Raw genomic sequence first — 16,493 nt, forward strand, 5'->3', positions numbered from 1 at the left:
ACCGGTTGAAGGGCCGGCCCCCACGAGGGGCCGGCCCTTCAGGCTCGGGCACGGGTCACTGCCGTGCGCCGATGACGTCCGCGGGGCGTCCGGACAGTGCCAGCCTGCCGGGCACCACGGTGGCCAGCAGGGCCAGCAGGCCGCCGAAGCCGAGCACGGCGAGATAGGTCAGCGGTGCCACGGAGGGCGCCGCCGAGCCGGTCATGCCGATGCTGAACGCGGTGAGCACGGCGTAGGCGATACCGGTGCCGAGCGCGGCCGCGACGAGGACGACGATGCCCGCCTCGATGCGCAGCATGCCCATGACCTGGCGGCGGGTGGTGCCCACCAGGCGCAGCAGCGCGAACTCGCGGAGCCGGTCGGAGACCGACATGGCGAGCGTGTTGACCACGGCGATCGCGGTGAACGCGATGATCAGACCCATGGCCACGTAGTTGACCTCGGCGTTGTTCTGCTGGACCTCGGCCTGCAGATCCTCGACCTGGGCACGGTCGAGGACGCCGACGCCGGGGAACTGCCCGACGGCCTTCTGCAGTTGCTCGCGTCCCGCCTTGCCGTCACCGCTGGTGCGCACCAGGACGGAGGAGGCGAGCGGGTTGTCGACGTGCCGGGAGACCAGCTCGTGGCTCATGGTGAGATCGCCGAAGCCGAGGCCGCGGGAGTAGACGGCGGCGACCTTCAGCTGGACGACGGTGCCGTCGCCGAGGGTCACCTTCAGGGTGTCGCCGGGCTTCTTGCCGAGGTGGTCGGCGGCGACCTCGCTCATCGCGACGCTGCCGTCCTCGAAGCCGTTCAGCGTGCCCTTCCGGACGTCCGGGTCCCAGGTCTCGCGCAGCCCCTGGGTGGACAGGCCCTGCGCCGGGTACTTGTCGAGTCCGATCCGCACGGAGGTCCGTACGACCTCGGTGACGGCCGTGACGCCGGGAGTCTGCCGCAGGGCCGCGGTCGCCTGCTCCGGGACGCCGGGGCCGGCGGAGGCCACCACCCAGTCCGCCTTGTTGCCCTCGCGGGCCTGGGCGGTGGCCGCGTCGCCCATCGTGGTCTGCACGAAGAACACCGTGCAGGCCATGCCGATCAGCAGCGCCAGCGGGGTGATCGCGGAAGCCATCCGCTTGGTGTTGGCGCGGACGTTGGCGGTGGCGAGGTGTCCGGCGACGCGCGAGGCCCGCAGCGGCACACCGAGCAGGGCCACGGCGATCCGGGCGATGAGCGGGCCGAGCAGCGACACCGCGACCGCGAGCACCACGACCGTCAGGAACGTCACCGGGGTGGACGCGGGCTCGGTGTTCAGCACGCTGAGCACCACGAGCAGGACGATCCCGCCGGCCAGCGTGAGGATTCCGGACAGCAGCCGTCCCCAGGCGAACCCGGGCCGCTCGACCGCGGACTCGGCGAGTGCCTCGGCGGGGCGGATCCGGGCGGTGCGGCGGGCGGAGATCCGGGCCGCGGCCCACGCGCCCAGCAGGGCGGCGCCGACGGCGGCGAAGAACGGGAAGACGCTGAAGGTCACCTGCAGCGTGTCCGGGATCGCCTTGAAATCGACGAACTTCCGGTGCAGCCAGTACGCGATGGGCAGCCCCAGCAGCGATCCGGTGAGTCCGGCGAGCAGCCCGACGATCAGAGCCTCCCGGCCGATCAGCTGCCGCACCTGCTTCGGTGTGGCGGCGATGGCGCGCAGCAGGGCCAGTTCGCGGTACCGCTGCTGGATCGACAGGGCGAAGGTGCCCACGACGACGAGGATCGCCACGAGCAGCGAGGTGCCGCCGATGGCACCGCCCATGGAGACCAGCTTCACCCGGGCCTTGGCCGCGTCCAGGAACTCGACCGGGCCGCGGTCGCCGCCGGTGGCCACCTGGGCGGTGGTGCCGTCGAGCGCCTTGCGCACCTGGTCGGCGAGTTCGCCGGTGGACACGCCCTGCTTGGGCAGCACGCCGATCGCGGACACCTGGCCGTCCCGGCCCGACAGCCGCTGTGCCTCGTCGGCGGAGAAGAACAGCGAGGTCTGCTGCTTGAGGTCGCCGTCGGCCGGGGCCGCGATGCCGGTCACGGTGTAGCTGCGCGGGGCGTCGGTGGACTGCACGGTGAGCTTCGCGCCCGGCTTGATACCGGTGCGGGAGGCGAGTTCGCGGTCCACGACGACGTCACCGGCGGCGCCGGGGGCGTGGCCGGCGACGAGCTTGAACGGGGTGAGGGCGGCCGAGGTCCAGGCGTGCCCGTAGGAGGGCTTGTCGTCGACACCCGGGACGACCTGTCCCTTGGGGCTCACCGCGTGGGCGGGGAAGGTGACTTCGGGCACGACCGCCCGGGCGCCTGCCACGGAGCGGAGCTTGTCGACCGTCGCGGCGGGCAGCCAGACGCGCTCGGCGAGCGGCTTGGCCTTGTGCTTGACCTTGGTCTTGCCCTTCTTGTGCTTGACGGTGGTCTGGTGGACGTTCTGGTCACCGCCGACGATGACCGGCGCGCCGGCGTACCGCTCGGTGCCGATGGTGCCGCGCAGACCGGTCTCCAGGAGGATGCCGCACGCGGTGACCAGGGCGGCCGCGCACATCAGGGCCAGGAACGCGCCGATGAAGCCGCCCTTGCGCGCCCTGAGGGTCTGGAAGGCGTAGCGCAGCATCAGGCCCACGCTCCCAGGTGCGTCATACGGTCGGCGACGCGCTCGGCGGTCGGGGCGTGCATACGGTCGGCGATGCGTCCGTCGGCGAGGAACAGGACGGTGTCGGCGTAGGCGGCGGCGACCGGGTCGTGGGTGACCATGACGACGGTCTGGCCGGTCTCGTCCACGCAGTTGCGCAACAGGGAGAGGATCTCCTTGGCGGTGACGGTGTCGAGGGCGCCGGTGGGCTCGTCGCCGAAGATGACGTCGGGGCGGGTGATCAGGGCGCGGGCGATCGCCACGCGCTGCTGCTGGCCGCCGGAGAGTTCGGACGGGCGGTGGGCGGCCCGGCCGCCGAGGCCGACGCGCAGCAGGATGTCCTCCAGCCACTGGCGGTCCAGGCGGGAGCCGGACAGGCGGAGCGGAAGCTCCACGTTCTGCCGCACGGACAGAGCGGGTACCAGGTTGAACGCCTGGAAGACGAAGCCGATGCGTTCGCGGCGCAGCTTGGTGAGCTGGGTCTCGTTCATCCCGCCCAGTTCCGTGTCGCCGATGAAGGCGCGGCCCGAGGTCGGCTTGTCCAGGCCGGCCGCGCAGTGCAGGAACGTCGACTTGCCGGAGCCGGACGGCCCCATGACGGCGGTGAAGGAGCCGCGGGCGATGTCCACGGTGACTCCGTCGAGGGCCCGGACACCCCGGCCGCCACGGCCGTAGACCTTGGTGACCTCCTCAAGGCGCAGGGCGTGGCTTCGGGCTCCCGTGCCGCTGCGCGGCTGGGTGTTGGTCCTCTCGGTCCTCATGCGTGACCAGTCCTCTCCATCCATCGTCGTGGGGGTCGACAGCTGACCTCCGCCGGCAGCGAAGGAGCATCGGGACGAACGTGGCCGGGCGATCTATATCGGGGCTATGGTCGCGGACCCGCACGGGAGTTGACGGATGATTTTCGGCCGGGGCCGTCGGCGCGGGGGCTGAGCGACGCGTTTCGGCCGCGCCGCCGTGCGCGTCGGTGTCCCCCACCCGACTCGGCCGGCCGGCCGACAGGGCAGCGCCCGAGCAGACGCCCCGGTCGATACCGAGGCGCCCGGCCGGACGCCCCACCCGCGTGGCCTGAACCCCAACCGGCCCGGCCGACTCCCGGGAGCAGATGCCCGGTCCGGTGGCCGGGTCCGGCGCCGGGGCGGTGATGGGGGTGGTGGTCAGCGGGTGCGCAGGCGGCGGTGGACGAGGGTCGCCGCGGTTGCCGTGAGGCAGATGGCGTACGCGGCGACGACCCACGCGGCCGGTGCCCGGCCCGCCGTGAGGCCGTGGATCACCGCGGCCAGCCAGCCGGCGTAGGAGGCGCCGTGGAGGATCCGGAAGGGGCGGATCCAGCGGCGGGAGGCGAACACGCCGCGCCAGACGCCGGTGGCGACGGCGAGGAGGAACAGACAGCAGGCCAGGGTGCCGAGGCCGACCAGCGCGTCACCGCTGCCCCAGCCGAACGCGGCGGCCGTCGCGGCGACCCGGCCGCCGGCCACCTTCACGCCGATGTGCAGCAGCAGGAAGCCGACACCGAGCACTCCGAGGGCCCGGTGCAGATGCTGGGCGCCGGTGCGCGGCCGGGGCGGCAGCAGGCCCCGCAGCGCGGTCGCCAGCCCCAGCATCACGGCCAGCGACAGGGCGACGAGCGCCACGACCCCGGCCATCCGGTCGAGGAATCCCCGCAAGGCCCCTCCCGCCAGCCCACCGGCCACGAGCACGCCCGCGGCCGCGACGACTCCGGCGGCCACGGCGGCGGGCCGGGGTGGCGGGGTGTGCGGCGGCCCTGTCCGGACCGGCCCCGCCACGGACGCCGGGGCGTCCCGGACTTCCGCCCGGGCCTCGGACGCGCGGTCGGTGAGGGTTCCGTGGGTGGGTCGGCTCATCGGTACTCCCTGGCTGCGACGACGGCTCGGGGCCGGATACGAAGCGGTTCCCGGCCTCCGCCGGGGAGGGCCGGGGGCCGGGAACCGCGGCACTCGGTGACCGAGGGGGGATCGGCACCGAGGTGGGGCGGGCTCCGCGCCGGGGGGTTGCGCGGAGCCCTGATCGGGGAAGCCCGGTCAGGCCGGAGGGTGGAGGTGGACCGGGCCCAGGGGGGCGGAGGCCGACGGGCGGGCCAAGGACGCCGACCAGGGGCCGTTCAGGTCCAGGTCCTCCACGTGCCAGGTGGTCGTGCGGCCTTCGTGGATGTGGGCCACCGTGAGGGGGCCCTCCTGTCCCGGGGCCACGTCCAGGGTGTTCAGGGGCATGCCCAGCAGGCCGAGGCCCACCGCCTTCACCACCGCCTCCTTGCGGGTCCAGGCGCGGTGGAAGAGGGCCGTACGGGAGGTGCCCGGAGGCAGGGACAGGATCGTGTCGGTCTCCCCCGGCGTCAGGACCAGCTGGGCCAGGGCCTCCGACTCCATCGGCCGGTACGCCTCCACGTCCACGCCCACCCAGTCACCCGCCCGGACCGCCAGCACCCCGCACCCGTCGGTGCGGGAGAGGCTGATCGCCAACGGGACCGGGGGCCGGACCACGGCGGGCGGGCCGTGGTCCGCGTCACCGCAGCCCGGACAGATGCGCCGGCCGAAGCGCACGGTGTGCGCCGGTACGCCCAGCAGCCCGGCCACCGCGCGTCGCGCGCCCGCCCGGGTCGTGGTGAACGCCGCCGCGTCCCGTGGCGCGTGGAAGCGCCGCATGCGAGCCCGTTCCTGCTCGTCCAGCAGAACGAAGTCCGCCGGGTCGGTCGCCTCGCCGAGCGGCCACCACCACACATGGGCCGCGCCGCTCTCCCGCAGCCGCGCCACCACCGCGCGTGCCGTCTCGGGTACGTACACCTCGCCGACGTCCGCCGCGTGGTCGATGTGCGCGGCGGCCGTGGCCGGTCGCGTGGTCATCCGTCCTCCTCTCTCTCGTCACGGCCGGTCTCAGGCCAGTCCGTTGAGGCGCAGGAGCAGTTCCTTGACCTCGGTGGCGTGGTAGCGGTCCCGTTCCTGAGCCGGGTCCGAGCACAGCAGCAGCGGCCCGTCCCGGTCGTCCGAGGGCAGCCGTCCGTGGCTGCCCCTGACCAGGCCGGGATCGAGCGGCACCACGTTCAGCGGTGCGCGCATCCCGGCCTTCTTGCGCAGCACGGTCCACGCCGCCTTGGCCTTCACCGCCGGGATCGACGGGTCGAAGAACAGCTCGGCGGGGTCGTAGCCCGGCTTGCGGTGGATCTCGACGCCGCGCGCGAAGTCGGGTGCGTGGTCGTCGTCGAGCCAGTAGTAGTACGTGAACCAGGCGTCCGGTTCCGACACCAGCACCAGTTCGCCGGCGTTGGGGTGGTCGATGCCGTACGCCTCCTGCTGGGTGCGGTCCAGGATCTCGTCGACGCCGTCCACCGCCTTCAGCACGTCCCGCACCCGCGGGATGTCGACGGGGTCGGCGACGTACACATGGGCGGCCTGGTGGTCGGCGACGGCGAACGCCCGGGAGGTGTACGGGTCGAGGTACTCCATGCCGCGCTGGGTGTACACCTCCAGCAGCCCGGCGCGGCGCAGCGCGCGGTTGACGTCGACGGGCCGGCTGACCGGTGTGATGCCGTACTCGCTGAGCGCCACCACCGTCGTGCCCCGATCGCGCAGGTCCGCGAGCAGGGGGGCGAGCGCGGCGTCCGTCTCCCGGGCCGCGCGGACCGCCTGCGGGCTGTCGGGGCCGTAGCGCTGCAGGTCGTAGTCCAGGTGCGGCACATAGACGAAGGTCAGGTCGGGGCGGCGGCGGTCGACGACGTAACGGGCGGCGCCGGCGATCCAGCGGGTGGAGGCGATCGACGCCGTCGGACCCCAGTACTGGAACAGTGGGAACTCGCCCTGTGCGGCGGTGAGTTCGTCGCGCAGTCCGGCGGGCACGGTGTAGCAGTCGGGGGACTTGCGGCCGTCGTGGTGGTAAACCGGCCGCGGGGTGAGGATCGTGTCCACGTCGGCGCCCATCGCCCACCACCAGCACAGGTAGGCGGTCGAGTGGTCCGGGTCGCGGCGGCGGGCCGTCTGCCACACCTTCTCGCCCTCCACCAGGGCGTTGTGCTGGCGCCACATCATGACCTCGCCGTGGTCGCGGTGGTACCAGCCGTTGGCTACCGCCCCGTGCGCGCGCGGCAGCAGCCCCGTGGTGAGGGTGGCCTGCACGGTGGCGGTGACGGCGGGGAACACCGTGTCCAGACGGGCGGTGAAGCCCTGCTCGCCGACCGCCTTCACATGCGGCATCTCCGCCAGCAGCCGCGGTGTCAGGCCGACCGTGCACAGCACGGCCGTCCCCGTCGTCGTACGACCGCTGCTCACGATGCCTCCTCGGGCAGCCCGAGGGCCGTCAACTCGTCCCGGAGCCAGGTCAGTTCGGCGGCCAGACCGGCCGCGAGGGCCTCGTCCCGGCGGCCGGGCAGCATGGACCAGGTGTAGGTCTCGACCTCGATGTGATCGGTGAGCGCCCGCTCCCCGCCCAGCAGCGCCCGCAGGGTCTCGCGCAGCACCGGACGGGTGCTCGCCAGCGGCGGGCGCGGGTCCTGGTGCAGGGGCACGTGGTAGTGGATGCGCCAGGGCCGGTGGCCGGGCAGCGCGCCGGACAGCGCGGGGCCGAGGTCGTCGGTGCCCAGCAGCCGGCCGCCGCCGGACGGCTCCCGGGTCTGGTGCAGGAAGCGGGGCTCGGCGAAGTCCGCGAGCAGCTCCCGTACGACCGGGTCGGCGGGGTCGGCGACCTCCAGCGCGGTGGAGGCCTGGAGCTTGACGACGGGGATCCCCGCCTCGCGCAGCCGGGCCAGCACCGCCGAGGGGTCCTCGTGGGCGACGGCGAGGTGACAGGCGTCCAGGCACAGGCCGATCCACTCGGAGTCGGTGCCGGCCAGCGCGTCGACTGCCTGGTCGGTGCGCTCCACGACGCAGCCGGGCTCAGGTTCGATGCCGACCCGGACGGTACGGCCGGTGTCGGCGGCGATCTGCTTCAGGCCTTCGGCTAGCGCGTCCAGCTGGCGGGCGGCCATGGCGCGCTGCGCGGACGTCCACACGGTGCGCCAGGCCAGCGGCAGGGTGGAGATGGACCCGCGGGCCCCCTCCGGCAGCAGCCCGGCCAGCACCCGGGCGAGGTCCAGCGTGTACTCCAGGCGGGCGGGTTCCGACCAGTCCGGGTAGTACACGGCCCGTTTGACGACCCGGGCGTGGAAACCGCGGTAGGGGAAACCGTTGAGGGTGACCGTCTCCAGCCCGCGCGCTGTCAGTTCGCGGCGCAGCCGGGCGACGGCCGCGGGATCGGCGGCCAGTCGCCCCGCGGTCTCGGCGGGCAGCCACAGCCCGACACCGATCCGCTCGGCGCCGGCCGCGACCCGCACCGGCTCGGCGTAGGCGGCGAGCTGGCCGATGATGCCGTCGAGGCTCTCGGCGGGGTGCACGTTGGTGCAGTACGCCAGGTGGACGGTACTGCCGTCCGGGTGTCGCACACGCATGACTGCTCCTCAGCTCCCGCCGCGGGCGATGGAGTTGCCCGCGAACAGGCCTGCGGCCTGGGTGTCGTTGTAGCCGTCGAGGTCGAGCCGGCCGGACTGGCCGTAGAACGTGACCGGGTTGCGCCACAGCACGCGGTCCACGTCGTCCGCGTCGAACCCGGCGGCGAGCATGGCCTCGGCGGTGGCCCGGGTCAGCAGCGGGTCGCTGTGGCCCCAGTCGGCGGCCGAGTTGACCAGCATGCGTTCGGTGCCGTGGCGCCGGAGGATGGCGACCATGCGCTCGGGGGTCATCTTGGTGTCGGGGTAGATGGAGAAGCCCATCCAGCAGCCGGTGCCGGCCACCTCGTCGACGGTGACCTCGTTGAGGTGGTCCAGGACGACGTGCGCCGGGTCGATGCCGGACTCCCGGACGACGTCCAGGGAGCGCTGAGTGCCGCCGGCCTTGTCGCGGTGCGGGGTGTGGACCAGGGCGGGCAGCCCGAACTCGACGGCGAGGGCGAGCTGCGCGGCGAAGGCGTGGTCCTCGGCCTCGGTGACGGTGTCGTAGCCGATCTCTCCGACGGCCACGACACCGTCCTTGGCGAGGTAGCGGGGCAGCTGGTCGAGGACGGGTGTGCAGCGCGGGTCGTTCGCCTCCTTCGGGTTGAGTCCGATGGTGCAGTGGTGGCGGATGCCGAACTGGGCGGCGCGGTACGGCTCCCAGCCGAGCAGGGAGTCGAAGTAGTCGGTGAAGCTGCCCGGGGAGGTGCGCGGCTGGCCCAGCCAGAACGCGGGCTCGACCAGGGCACGGACGCCCGCGGCGTGCATCGCCTTGTAGTCGTCCGTCGTACGGGACGTCATGTGGATGTGTGGATCGAAGATGCGCATGGCCGGGGCTTTCCGCTCGGGAGTGGGTTCGGTCAGTTCTCGGGGGTGGCGACGAGCCACAGGTCGGCGGGCACGGTGCGGCCCGCGGCCCGCCGCTCGGCGGCGAACCCCAGTGCCATGCGGGCCAGTTCTGCGTCGCGGCGCTCGCGCAGTCCGGCCACCGTGCGCAGCGGTATGCCGGTGAACAGGCACTTCAGGACGGCCTGGCGCCAGCGGTACTGGTCCAGGTGGGTACGGGCGTAGGGGCCGAGCGCGGCGGCGATCAGACGGGTGTCGTTGGTGCGCAGGGCGTCGTCGGTGAGGACGAGGCCGGCGTCGCCGATCGGCAGGAACGGCAGGGCCCGCAGCACGCCGCGGCGTTCGGCCGCGTCGCCGCCCCGGTACCTGGCGGCGGCTTCCTCCGCCGGCTCTGCTCCCCGGGGCGGGAGTTTGGTGAGCAGAAGGGTGCGGATGCCGTCCTCCACCTGCCAGTCGGCCCAGCCGGGGAGGGGGCCCCGGCCGTAGTGCCGGCCGGCTGCGGGGAAGAGGGTGTCGAGGGCGGTCGGCCCCTGTGCGGCGACGGCCGCGGTGTCCTCGGCGAGCCGGATTCGCTGCGGTCCGGTCAGGACGGAGAGCAGGGACTCCTTCAGGGTGCGCAGGGTCAGGGCGTCGTGGACGGTGCCGGGAGCCTGCGCGAGCGTGGGCGCGGTCATAGCGGGGCGGCCTCCTTCGGGACGGATACGGGTGGCCCCTGCGCGGCCACCTCGCCATGGGCAGGCGCGGGGGCGCCCGTGGCGGGGCGGGGGCGGATGGTGGCCGTGCGGTGCAGGAACTCGATGCTGTGGCGGGCCGTCGCCGCTGCCGCGTGGCTGTGGCGGGGCAGTTCGACGGAGACCAGGCCCGGGTAACGGACGGTGCGCAGAGCCTCCAGGACCGGGGGGAAGTCGATCTCCCCGTCGCCGAACGGGAGGTGCTCGTGCACCCCGCGTCGCATGTCCTCGATCTGCACATGGGCCAGCCGGTCGGCCGCCAGCTCCACACAGCGTTCCGCCGGCCACGGCTCCAGACAGCGGCAGTGCCCGATGTCGAGGGTGAGCCGGAACCGCTCGTGGCCGCCCAGGGCGCGCAGCAGCCGCCGGTACCCCGCGAGGTCCTCGACGAGCATGCCGGGCTCCGGCTCGAAGGCCAGGTCGATGCCGGCACGCTCGGCCTCCGCGAGTGCTGCCGCGCAGCCCTCCTCCAGCCGCCGCCAGGCCTGCTCCGGGCTGGTGCCGGGATCGGGCGTGCCGCTCCAGAAGTGCACGGCCTCCGCCTCCAGTTCGGCCCCGGTCCGGACGGCCCGGCGCAGCAGCTCCAGCCGGGCGGCGCGTCCTTCGGGTTCGGCGCTGACCAGGGTGGGCCGGTGCTTGCGCAGCGGGTCGAGCAGGTAACGCGCCCCGGTCTCCACGACGACGGCGAGTCCGGCGCGCCGCAGGTCCCGGCCGACGCGGCGGACGCGGGCTGCGAGGCCGGGTGCGCAGGGGTCGAGGTGCTGGTGGTCGAGGGTCAGGGCGACTCCGTCGTAACCGAGCCCGGCAAGGACGCGGAGGGCGTCGGGGAGCCGGTGGTCGGCGAAGCCGTTGGTGCCGTACCCGAAGCGGAGGCCTCCGGCGGTCATGTCGGGGACACCTTCCTGGCGAGTCGGGCAGCCTGCGGGAGGCCGGCGGCAAGGACCACGGCGAGCCGGGGAGCCCCGGACCGGGCGACCAGGGCCGCCTGCAGTGGCAGCAGCGCGTGGATCCCCGCGCCGACCGCGGTCCTGATCCGTGCCGGGTCTCCCGGGTCGCGCAGAGCGGCCCACTGGGCGCGGGCGCAGGTCGTGGCATAGGCGGCGGAGGCGAGGAGAGGCACGGCGCGCTGCGGGGCCGACAGCCCGCGCAGGGAGGGAAGCCGGGCCGGGCGGACGCTGCCGGCGCCGCCCGGGAGCGTTCCGGCGCCGTCGTGCACGCCGGGAAGCCGCCGGGCCCGGTCAGGTGAGCCCGAGACCGCTCCCGCCACGCCGCTCACGCCGAGCGCGCTCACCGCCGTGACCGCCAGCGAGACCAGCGGCTCACGGCCCGCCCCGCCGTCCACCTCGTGGTGGCTGAGACGTGTCACCGCCCAGGTGTGCAGGCCGGCCGTGGCCGCGGCGCGCAGGGCCGGGGCGGCCGGGGCCGGGCCCGTGCCGTGCAGGACGTCGAGGGTGCGCGCCGCCGCCATCGCGAGGGGGCCGAGCGGGGTTCGCTTCAGGCCGAGGTCGTACGCCCAGACGGCGGCCGCCAGGGGCAGCGTGCGGCGCAGCAGCACCCGCCGGCCGCCGGCCAGCGCGCCCAGGCCGAGGCCCGCCGCGGTGAGGCCCGCGGCGATGCCGAGCGCGGCAACAGCGCCGATCCTGCCGGACGGCACCGGCCGCTCGGGGCGTTCCACGGCGTCCTCCTCCCGGTCCGCCCAGTCGTTGAGCGCCATGCCGGCCCAGTACAGGCTGACGGAGGACGCGGCCAGCAGCAGCGTCCGCCCGCCGGCGGGGCGCCCGACGGCCAGCGCCCCGGCGAACACGTCGCCGGGCACGGTCAGTGCGGCGGGCGCCCGTACCAGCTCGGCCACGTCACGGGCCCGTCGGCGCAGGGCGACGGAGCGGGGACGGTAGCCGGTGTCGTACGGCCGGCCGATGCGAGATCCGGTACCGGCCGGGGCATCGGCAGCGCCGTGCCCGGGGGCGGACGCGTCGGTGGCGGCACCGGCTGCGGCCGAGGCTCCGGCGGCGGCACCCGGCGGGCCGGGCGCCTCGTCGCCTCTCTCGCCGGACGGCAGTCCGCCCCCGCGAGCCGCGCGAAACGCGCTTCCCGCTGCCCGCGCCGCCTCCCGGCAGGCGCCGGCCGTCTCCCGGGCCGCTCGGACCAGTTCGGCGAGCGACCCGCCGGGCCGGGGCGTCCGGGGTGCCGAGGCGGTGGCCGCCGCGGTCCGGGGGGACGGCGCGGTGGAGCCGGTCGCCCGCTGCGTGCGGGTGGCCGTCACCGCGCTCATCATGGCCCGCCGCAGGCCGGCCACCCGCACGCCGCTCACCGCGCCCCCTCGGGCAACCGTGTCCGGTCGGTGCTGCCGGCCCAGGTGACGAGGTGGCCGTACTGGAGTGTCAGGTTGTGTTCCGTCGAGGACACCGGGTCCTTGAAGAAGAAGCCGAGGGCGGGCAGCGCGCCGCTCTCGCCGCGCCGGTGGGCCAGGGCCGCGAGCCGGACGAGGTCCAGGATCAGGGGCGCGGCGAGGGCCGAGTCACAGCCCTGCCAGGTGAACTGCAGGGACATCCGGACGCCGAGGAAGCCCTCGAAGGAGATGTGGTCCCAGGCGGTCTTCCACTCGCCCATCTCGGGCACGTTGTCGATGTGCACCTGGCCCTCGACGGCGTGGCCCACGGTCTCTTCGAGGGCACGCTGCTTGGACTCGGTCTTGCTGCGCGCGGCCGCCGGGTCGGCGAGGGTCGCCCCGTCGCCGCCGCCGAGCAGGTTGGTGCCCGACCAGGAGCGCACGCGCAGCGCGCGCTGCGCGAACATCGGCGCGAGGGCGCTCTTGACCAGCGTCTCGCCGGTCTTGCCGTCGCGCCCCGCGTGCGGCACCCCGCGCAGCCGGGCCAGTTCCTCCAGGGCGGGCAGCGCGGCACCGGCGGACGGGGTGAAGTTGACGTAGGCGCAGCCGGCGTGGAAGGCGGCGTACGCGTACAGGGAGCTGGGCGGGAGCAGGCCGGTGCTGGTCGCCAGCGCCTTGTCGAGGTCGGCGAGGTCGAGGAAGGCGGGGTCGGGGTCGGGCAGGGGCTCGGTGGAGGAGACGTTCACGACGACGACCTGCTCCAGGCCGTGCCGGGCGCGGAAGTCCGTGATGTCGGCGGCGAGCCGGCGGGCGGTCGTGTACTGGGGTTCGCCCGCCTGCGGGGAGCCGTCGCGGATCTCCCGGTCGGCGGCCTCCAGGGCGGGCCGTACGGCGGCGACGGCGCGGGCGGGCAGTACGCCCGCGTCGGCCAGGTGGCCGGCCCTCGCCGGCAGCGGCACGTCGACGATGTCGTGGCCGCCGAACACGAGGTCGGCGAGGGCCGGCAGGGATGCGTCACGGAAGACGGGGGACTCGGTGACGCATCCGGTCGGGGAGGCCAGATCAGCGGCGATCGCGGCCGTGCCGGCGACCACCGTGGTCGCGACCGAGCCACGGGCGCCGACCAGCCAGACGCCGACGCGGGGGGAGGTTCCGGGGGAACGGTCAGTGTCCTGCATGGTGGGCTTGCCTCCTGCTGGTGGTGCCGTACGGGACGAGGGCTACTTGCCGAGGTCGGCCGGGAACGGGGAGACGTCGAAGGCCGCGTCCAGCTCGGCACGGTCGCGGTGCAGCCACTTGGCGGTGACGCGGCGCACGGTGTGCTTCGGCAGGTGCGGGTTGTCGGTGTGGTCGGTGATCGGCTGGGCCAGCGACTGCAGCTCCCAGGCGGCGCCCGCGAGCCGGTCGACGTGGGTCCACCAGCGGGGCTTGATGCCGAGCAGCACGAAGCCGCTGAGGAACGGGTGCCAGCGGTGGTAGGCGTGCGTGGGCTCCGGCGGCGTGTAGTTCATCATGTGTACCTTCTGGCCGTCCGGGCGGCGCGGGTCGAACAGCGTGCCCTGGCCGAACTCCTGGAAGGCGAGGACGAGTCCGCGCGGGTCACGGCCGTAGAACTTGTCGTAGACCGCGAGCTGGTTGCGCGAGAGGACCTCGAAGGCGTCCTTGTTGGGCCGGATCAGCTCCAGGTAGCTGCGCGGGTAGCGGCCGCTCTTGCGGGTGGCGAGCCAGGCGTCGTACGTCTTGGTGAAGCCGCCGAAGGGGGTGGTGATGGCGGCGACGGCGTCCTTCATCTCCTGCGAGGGGGTGTAGTAGGACATTTCGTCGTACTGGTACCAGAACTCGTTGGCCCAGCGGTCGCCGACCATGCCCGGCACGTCCGGCAGGGACGGGTGGGAGGGGTGGCAGCGGTTGCCGGCGGCCGAGGCCGGGGCCGCGCCGATCAGCGTCGTGGCGGCGGCCGCGCCGGCCACGCCGAGGGCGGCCCGCAGCGCGCCCCTCCGGTCCAGGGTGTTGAGCGACATGGGTTCTCCTTACGAGGGGCGAAGCGTTTTCGTTGACGCGGGGCGAAGCGTTTCCCTGCTACGACTTTCCGGGTCCGCCCTATGGGCGGCCTATACCGGGAAGCGGCAGGTCAGGCCGGGCTTTCGGACTCGGGGTAGGGGGCCTTGCGCAGGCCCGGCGAGAGCAGGGCGCAGACGGCCGTGAGGGCCATGACCGCGCTGAGCGCCAGCACCGAGCGGACGGCCCCGGTGGCTTCGAGCAGGAAGCCGGCGGCCACCGGACCCGCCGCCATGGCGCCCGAACCGACGAGGTTCGCGAGCGAGTTGGCGCGGCCGCGCATCCGGTCGGGGGCGGCCCGCACCAGCAGGACACCGCCGGCCACGTTGAAGACTCCGCCGACGTAGCCGCTGGCCGCGAACAGCGCGCCGAGCAGGACCGGTGTGTGCAGTGCGGCGGCGACCGGGGCCATGAGCGCGGTCCAGGCGAGCAGGCCGCCGAGGACGAGGGTGCGCAGCCGCAGCCGGTGCTGCCACCAGCCGCCGGTGAGGGCGCCGACCAGTCCCCCGGCCCCGCTCAGCGAGAGCACCAGGCCCACTTCGAACTGGGTGCCGTGGCGGTCCTGGATGCCGGTCATCACGGCCAGGTTGAGGCCCTGGAACAGGACGTTGGTGACGGCGACCGCGGTCATCACCGCCCGCAGGAAGGGCTGCCGCCACATCCACACCAGGCCCTCACGGATCTCGGTGCCGAGCCGGGCCGGCGGCGCGGCACGCTGCTGCTGCAGCCGCCCACGGATGCCGAACAGACATATCACGGAGGCGAGTTGGACGACGGCGGCGGCCGCATAGGGCAGGGCGGTGGCCAGCCCGATCAGTCCGCTGCCCAGCGGCTGGCCGGCGATCGCGGCCCCGCGGGTGCGGGCCTCGTTGCCGGTCAGCGCGGCCGGCAGCTGTTCGGCGGGGACCACACTCGGTACGGCGGCCCGCTCGGCGAGCTGGTGCAGCACCCCGAGCGTCCCCTCGGCGAACGCGGCCACGAGCAGCGCCCACAGCCAGGTGCGCCCGCTGAGCAGCAGAGCCACGACCAGCCCCGTGACGAGCGCCTGCCCGAGTCCGGCGGCCACCATGACCCGGCGCCGGTCCCAGCGGTCCACGAGTGCGCCGCCGGGCAGCTGCATCACCAGCTGCGGCAGCAGCAGGGCGGTGCCGACGAGCCCGGCGTCACCCGGTGATCCGGTCGCCCACAGGACGGTCAGCGGATAGGCCACCGCGGTGGCCCGCCCGGCCAGCAGCGAGAGCCCGGCACCGCCCCACAGCAGCCGGAAGTCCCGGTTGTGGCGCAGGGGCCGGGCGCCGGACTCGGCGGGCGCCTCGGCAGTCGCCGGGTGACCGCCCGTGCCCTCCTCGGCGGTCACCGGCGCGGCGTCCCCGCTCTGCTCCTTCCCCTCCTCCGCCAGCAGCCACGGCACCTCAGCCGGATCGACGGCCGCCCGTCGTGCCGTGTCGCTCATCGGACGGCCAGGGGGACCAGAGCCGGGGCGTGGACGTGTTCCAGGACCGCCATGGCGCTGTGCATCTTGTTGGTGGCCTGGGCGAAGGCGATGCTCATCGGGCCGTCCAGGATCTCGGCGGTGACCTCCTCGCCGCGGTGCGCGGGCAGGTCGTGCATGAAGACGGCTCGCGGGCTGGCCGCCCACAGGGCACGGTTCACCTGGAACGGGGCGAAGATCTCCCGCCAGCCGGGGTCGGGCTTGCTGGTGCCGGTGGTCTGCCAGCGAGTGGTGTAGATGACGTCGTACGACCCGTCGAGCGCCGCCATGTCGTGCCGCTCGGTGATCCGCGCGTCCGTGCGGGCCGCGTTCGCCCGCGCCCGGTCCAGGACGGACGCGCTGAGGCCGTAGCCGGGCGGGGTGCGCAGTTCGAAGTCGACGCCCGGGTACCGGGTGAGGGCGAGGGCGAGGGCCGCCGCGGTGTTGTTGCCCTCGCCGACGTACAGCACGCGCAGGCCCTCGATGCGGCCGAAGTGCCGCAGCATCGTGGTCAGGTCGGTGAGTGCCTGGGTGGGATGCTCGTCGGCGCTCATGGCGTTGACCACCGCCATCCGTCCTTGGCTCGCCCAGCCGCGCAGCTCGGCCTCCGGTCCCGCGGTGCGGGCGACCAGGACGTCGAGCATGCCGGCGAGCACCCGGCCGGTGTCCTCGGTGCTCTCACCGGTGTTGAGCTGCAGGTCGCCGGGTCCGTAGGCGATGAGCGAGGCGCCGAGCCTGAGTGCGCCCGAGGAGAACGCGGTCCGGGTGCGGGTGGACGTCTTGGCGAAGTAGATGCCGGCGACCATCCCCGCAAGCGGCCGGACCGGGCCGGCCGGCCCGGCGGAGAACTCCGCGCCGCGCTCCGCGATGTGGTGCAGTTCCAGATCGGTGAGGTCGTCGATGGAGACGAGATGGCGCACGCGGCGCCCGTCCGTACGGACGTCCATGAG

At 74.3% G+C, this 16,493-nt stretch carries 14 protein-coding genes; all 14 read right to left on the reverse strand.

What is annotated here, in order from left to right; translation table 11 throughout:
- Positions 1-55: 55 nt before the first annotated feature.
- The gene (locus ACIRU3_RS30525; RefSeq protein WP_404062854.1) at positions 56-2,617 is read right to left on the reverse strand and encodes an FtsX-like permease family protein; all 2,562 of its coding nucleotides are present in this window, start codon (positions 2,615-2,617) and stop codon (positions 56-58) included.
- Complete coding sequence (locus tag ACIRU3_RS30530) at positions 2,617-3,396, reverse strand: ABC transporter ATP-binding protein (protein ID WP_404062857.1); 780 nt, start codon at positions 3,394-3,396, stop codon at positions 2,617-2,619. Before ACIRU3_RS30530 ends, ACIRU3_RS30525 begins: the two co-directional genes overlap by 1 nt.
- Before the next feature lie 396 nt (positions 3,397-3,792).
- A complete protein-coding gene (locus tag ACIRU3_RS30535; RefSeq protein WP_404062860.1) occupies positions 3,793-4,500 on the reverse strand; it encodes a hypothetical protein in 708 nt (235 codons plus the stop codon).
- Positions 4,501-4,677: 177 nt separating this feature from the next.
- Positions 4,678-5,496 (reverse strand): 4'-phosphopantetheinyl transferase family protein, encoded by an 819-nt coding sequence (locus ACIRU3_RS30540; protein WP_404062863.1) that lies wholly within the window; start codon positions 5,494-5,496, stop codon positions 4,678-4,680.
- Between the two features lie 30 nt (positions 5,497-5,526).
- A complete protein-coding gene (locus ACIRU3_RS30545; protein WP_404062990.1) occupies positions 5,527-6,882 on the reverse strand; it encodes an alkaline phosphatase family protein in 1,356 nt (451 codons plus the stop codon).
- Between the two features lie 29 nt (positions 6,883-6,911).
- Positions 6,912-8,069 carry a metabolite traffic protein EboE gene (gene eboE, locus ACIRU3_RS30550; protein ID WP_404062866.1) on the reverse strand — a complete coding sequence of 386 codons (1,158 nt, stop codon included), beginning with the start codon at positions 8,067-8,069 and terminating at the stop codon, positions 6,912-6,914.
- A 9-nt stretch (positions 8,070-8,078) separates the two neighbouring features.
- Positions 8,079-8,936 carry a TatD family hydrolase gene (locus ACIRU3_RS30555; protein ID WP_404062869.1) on the reverse strand — a complete coding sequence of 286 codons (858 nt, stop codon included), beginning with the start codon at positions 8,934-8,936 and terminating at the stop codon, positions 8,079-8,081.
- Between the two features lie 32 nt (positions 8,937-8,968).
- Positions 8,969-9,628 (reverse strand): EboA domain-containing protein, encoded by a 660-nt coding sequence (locus ACIRU3_RS30560; RefSeq protein WP_404062871.1) that lies wholly within the window; start codon positions 9,626-9,628, stop codon positions 8,969-8,971.
- Positions 9,625-10,572: a sugar phosphate isomerase/epimerase family protein gene (locus ACIRU3_RS30565; protein WP_404062873.1), complete on the reverse strand. Its 948-nt coding sequence runs from the start codon at positions 10,570-10,572 to the stop codon at positions 9,625-9,627. The genes ACIRU3_RS30560 and ACIRU3_RS30565 overlap by 4 nt, the downstream gene beginning before the upstream one ends.
- Entirely contained in the window at positions 10,569-11,996 is a 1,428-nt protein-coding gene (locus ACIRU3_RS30570) for an SCO3242 family prenyltransferase (protein ID WP_404062875.1), read from the reverse strand. Before ACIRU3_RS30570 ends, ACIRU3_RS30565 begins: the two co-directional genes overlap by 4 nt.
- Positions 11,993-13,192, reverse strand: coding sequence for an inositol-3-phosphate synthase (locus tag ACIRU3_RS30575; RefSeq protein ID WP_404062878.1), 1,200 nt, complete (start codon positions 13,190-13,192; stop codon positions 11,993-11,995). The genes ACIRU3_RS30570 and ACIRU3_RS30575 overlap by 4 nt, the downstream gene beginning before the upstream one ends.
- A gap of 42 nt (positions 13,193-13,234) precedes the next feature.
- Entirely contained in the window at positions 13,235-14,035 is an 801-nt protein-coding gene (locus tag ACIRU3_RS30580) for a Tat pathway signal sequence domain protein (protein WP_404062880.1), read from the reverse strand.
- A gap of 110 nt (positions 14,036-14,145) precedes the next feature.
- On the reverse strand, positions 14,146-15,525 hold the full coding sequence (locus ACIRU3_RS30585; RefSeq protein ID WP_404062882.1) for an MFS transporter: 1,380 nt from the start codon (positions 15,523-15,525) through the stop codon (positions 14,146-14,148).
- Positions 15,522-16,490: an ornithine carbamoyltransferase gene (locus tag ACIRU3_RS30590; RefSeq protein ID WP_404062885.1), complete on the reverse strand. Its 969-nt coding sequence runs from the start codon at positions 16,488-16,490 to the stop codon at positions 15,522-15,524. The genes ACIRU3_RS30585 and ACIRU3_RS30590 overlap by 4 nt, the downstream gene beginning before the upstream one ends.
- Between the last annotated feature and the right edge of the window lie 3 nt (positions 16,491-16,493).

This window comes from Streptomyces sp. NPDC101151, assembly GCF_044768335.1.
In the GTDB taxonomy this organism is placed as follows: domain Bacteria; phylum Actinomycetota; class Actinomycetes; order Streptomycetales; family Streptomycetaceae; genus Streptomyces.

What these genes read in the sequence shown, in the direction of transcription:
- ACIRU3_RS30525 (WP_404062854.1), bottom strand. Translation starts at nt 2,617, where the DNA reads ATGCTGCGCTACGCCTTCCAGACCCTCAGGGCGCGCAAGGGCGGCTTC.
- ACIRU3_RS30530 (WP_404062857.1), bottom strand. Translation starts at nt 3,396, where the DNA reads ATGAGGACCGAGAGGACCAACACCCAGCCGCGCAGCGGCACGGGAGCC.
- ACIRU3_RS30535 (WP_404062860.1), bottom strand. Translation starts at nt 4,500, where the DNA reads ATGAGCCGACCCACCCACGGAACCCTCACCGACCGCGCGTCCGAGGCC.
- ACIRU3_RS30540 (WP_404062863.1), bottom strand. Translation starts at nt 5,496, where the DNA reads ATGACCACGCGACCGGCCACGGCCGCCGCGCACATCGACCACGCGGCG.
- eboE (WP_404062866.1), bottom strand. Translation starts at nt 8,069, where the DNA reads ATGCGTGTGCGACACCCGGACGGCAGTACCGTCCACCTGGCGTACTGC.
- ACIRU3_RS30555 (WP_404062869.1), bottom strand. Translation starts at nt 8,936, where the DNA reads ATGCGCATCTTCGATCCACACATCCACATGACGTCCCGTACGACGGAC.
- ACIRU3_RS30560 (WP_404062871.1), bottom strand. Translation starts at nt 9,628, where the DNA reads ATGACCGCGCCCACGCTCGCGCAGGCTCCCGGCACCGTCCACGACGCC.
- ACIRU3_RS30565 (WP_404062873.1), bottom strand. Translation starts at nt 10,572, where the DNA reads ATGACCGCCGGAGGCCTCCGCTTCGGGTACGGCACCAACGGCTTCGCC.
- ACIRU3_RS30575 (WP_404062878.1), bottom strand. Translation starts at nt 13,192, where the DNA reads ATGCAGGACACTGACCGTTCCCCCGGAACCTCCCCCCGCGTCGGCGTC.
- ACIRU3_RS30580 (WP_404062880.1), bottom strand. Translation starts at nt 14,035, where the DNA reads ATGTCGCTCAACACCCTGGACCGGAGGGGCGCGCTGCGGGCCGCCCTC.
- ACIRU3_RS30585 (WP_404062882.1), bottom strand. Translation starts at nt 15,525, where the DNA reads ATGAGCGACACGGCACGACGGGCGGCCGTCGATCCGGCTGAGGTGCCG.
- ACIRU3_RS30590 (WP_404062885.1), bottom strand. Translation starts at nt 16,490, where the DNA reads ATGGACGTCCGTACGGACGGGCGCCGCGTGCGCCATCTCGTCTCCATC.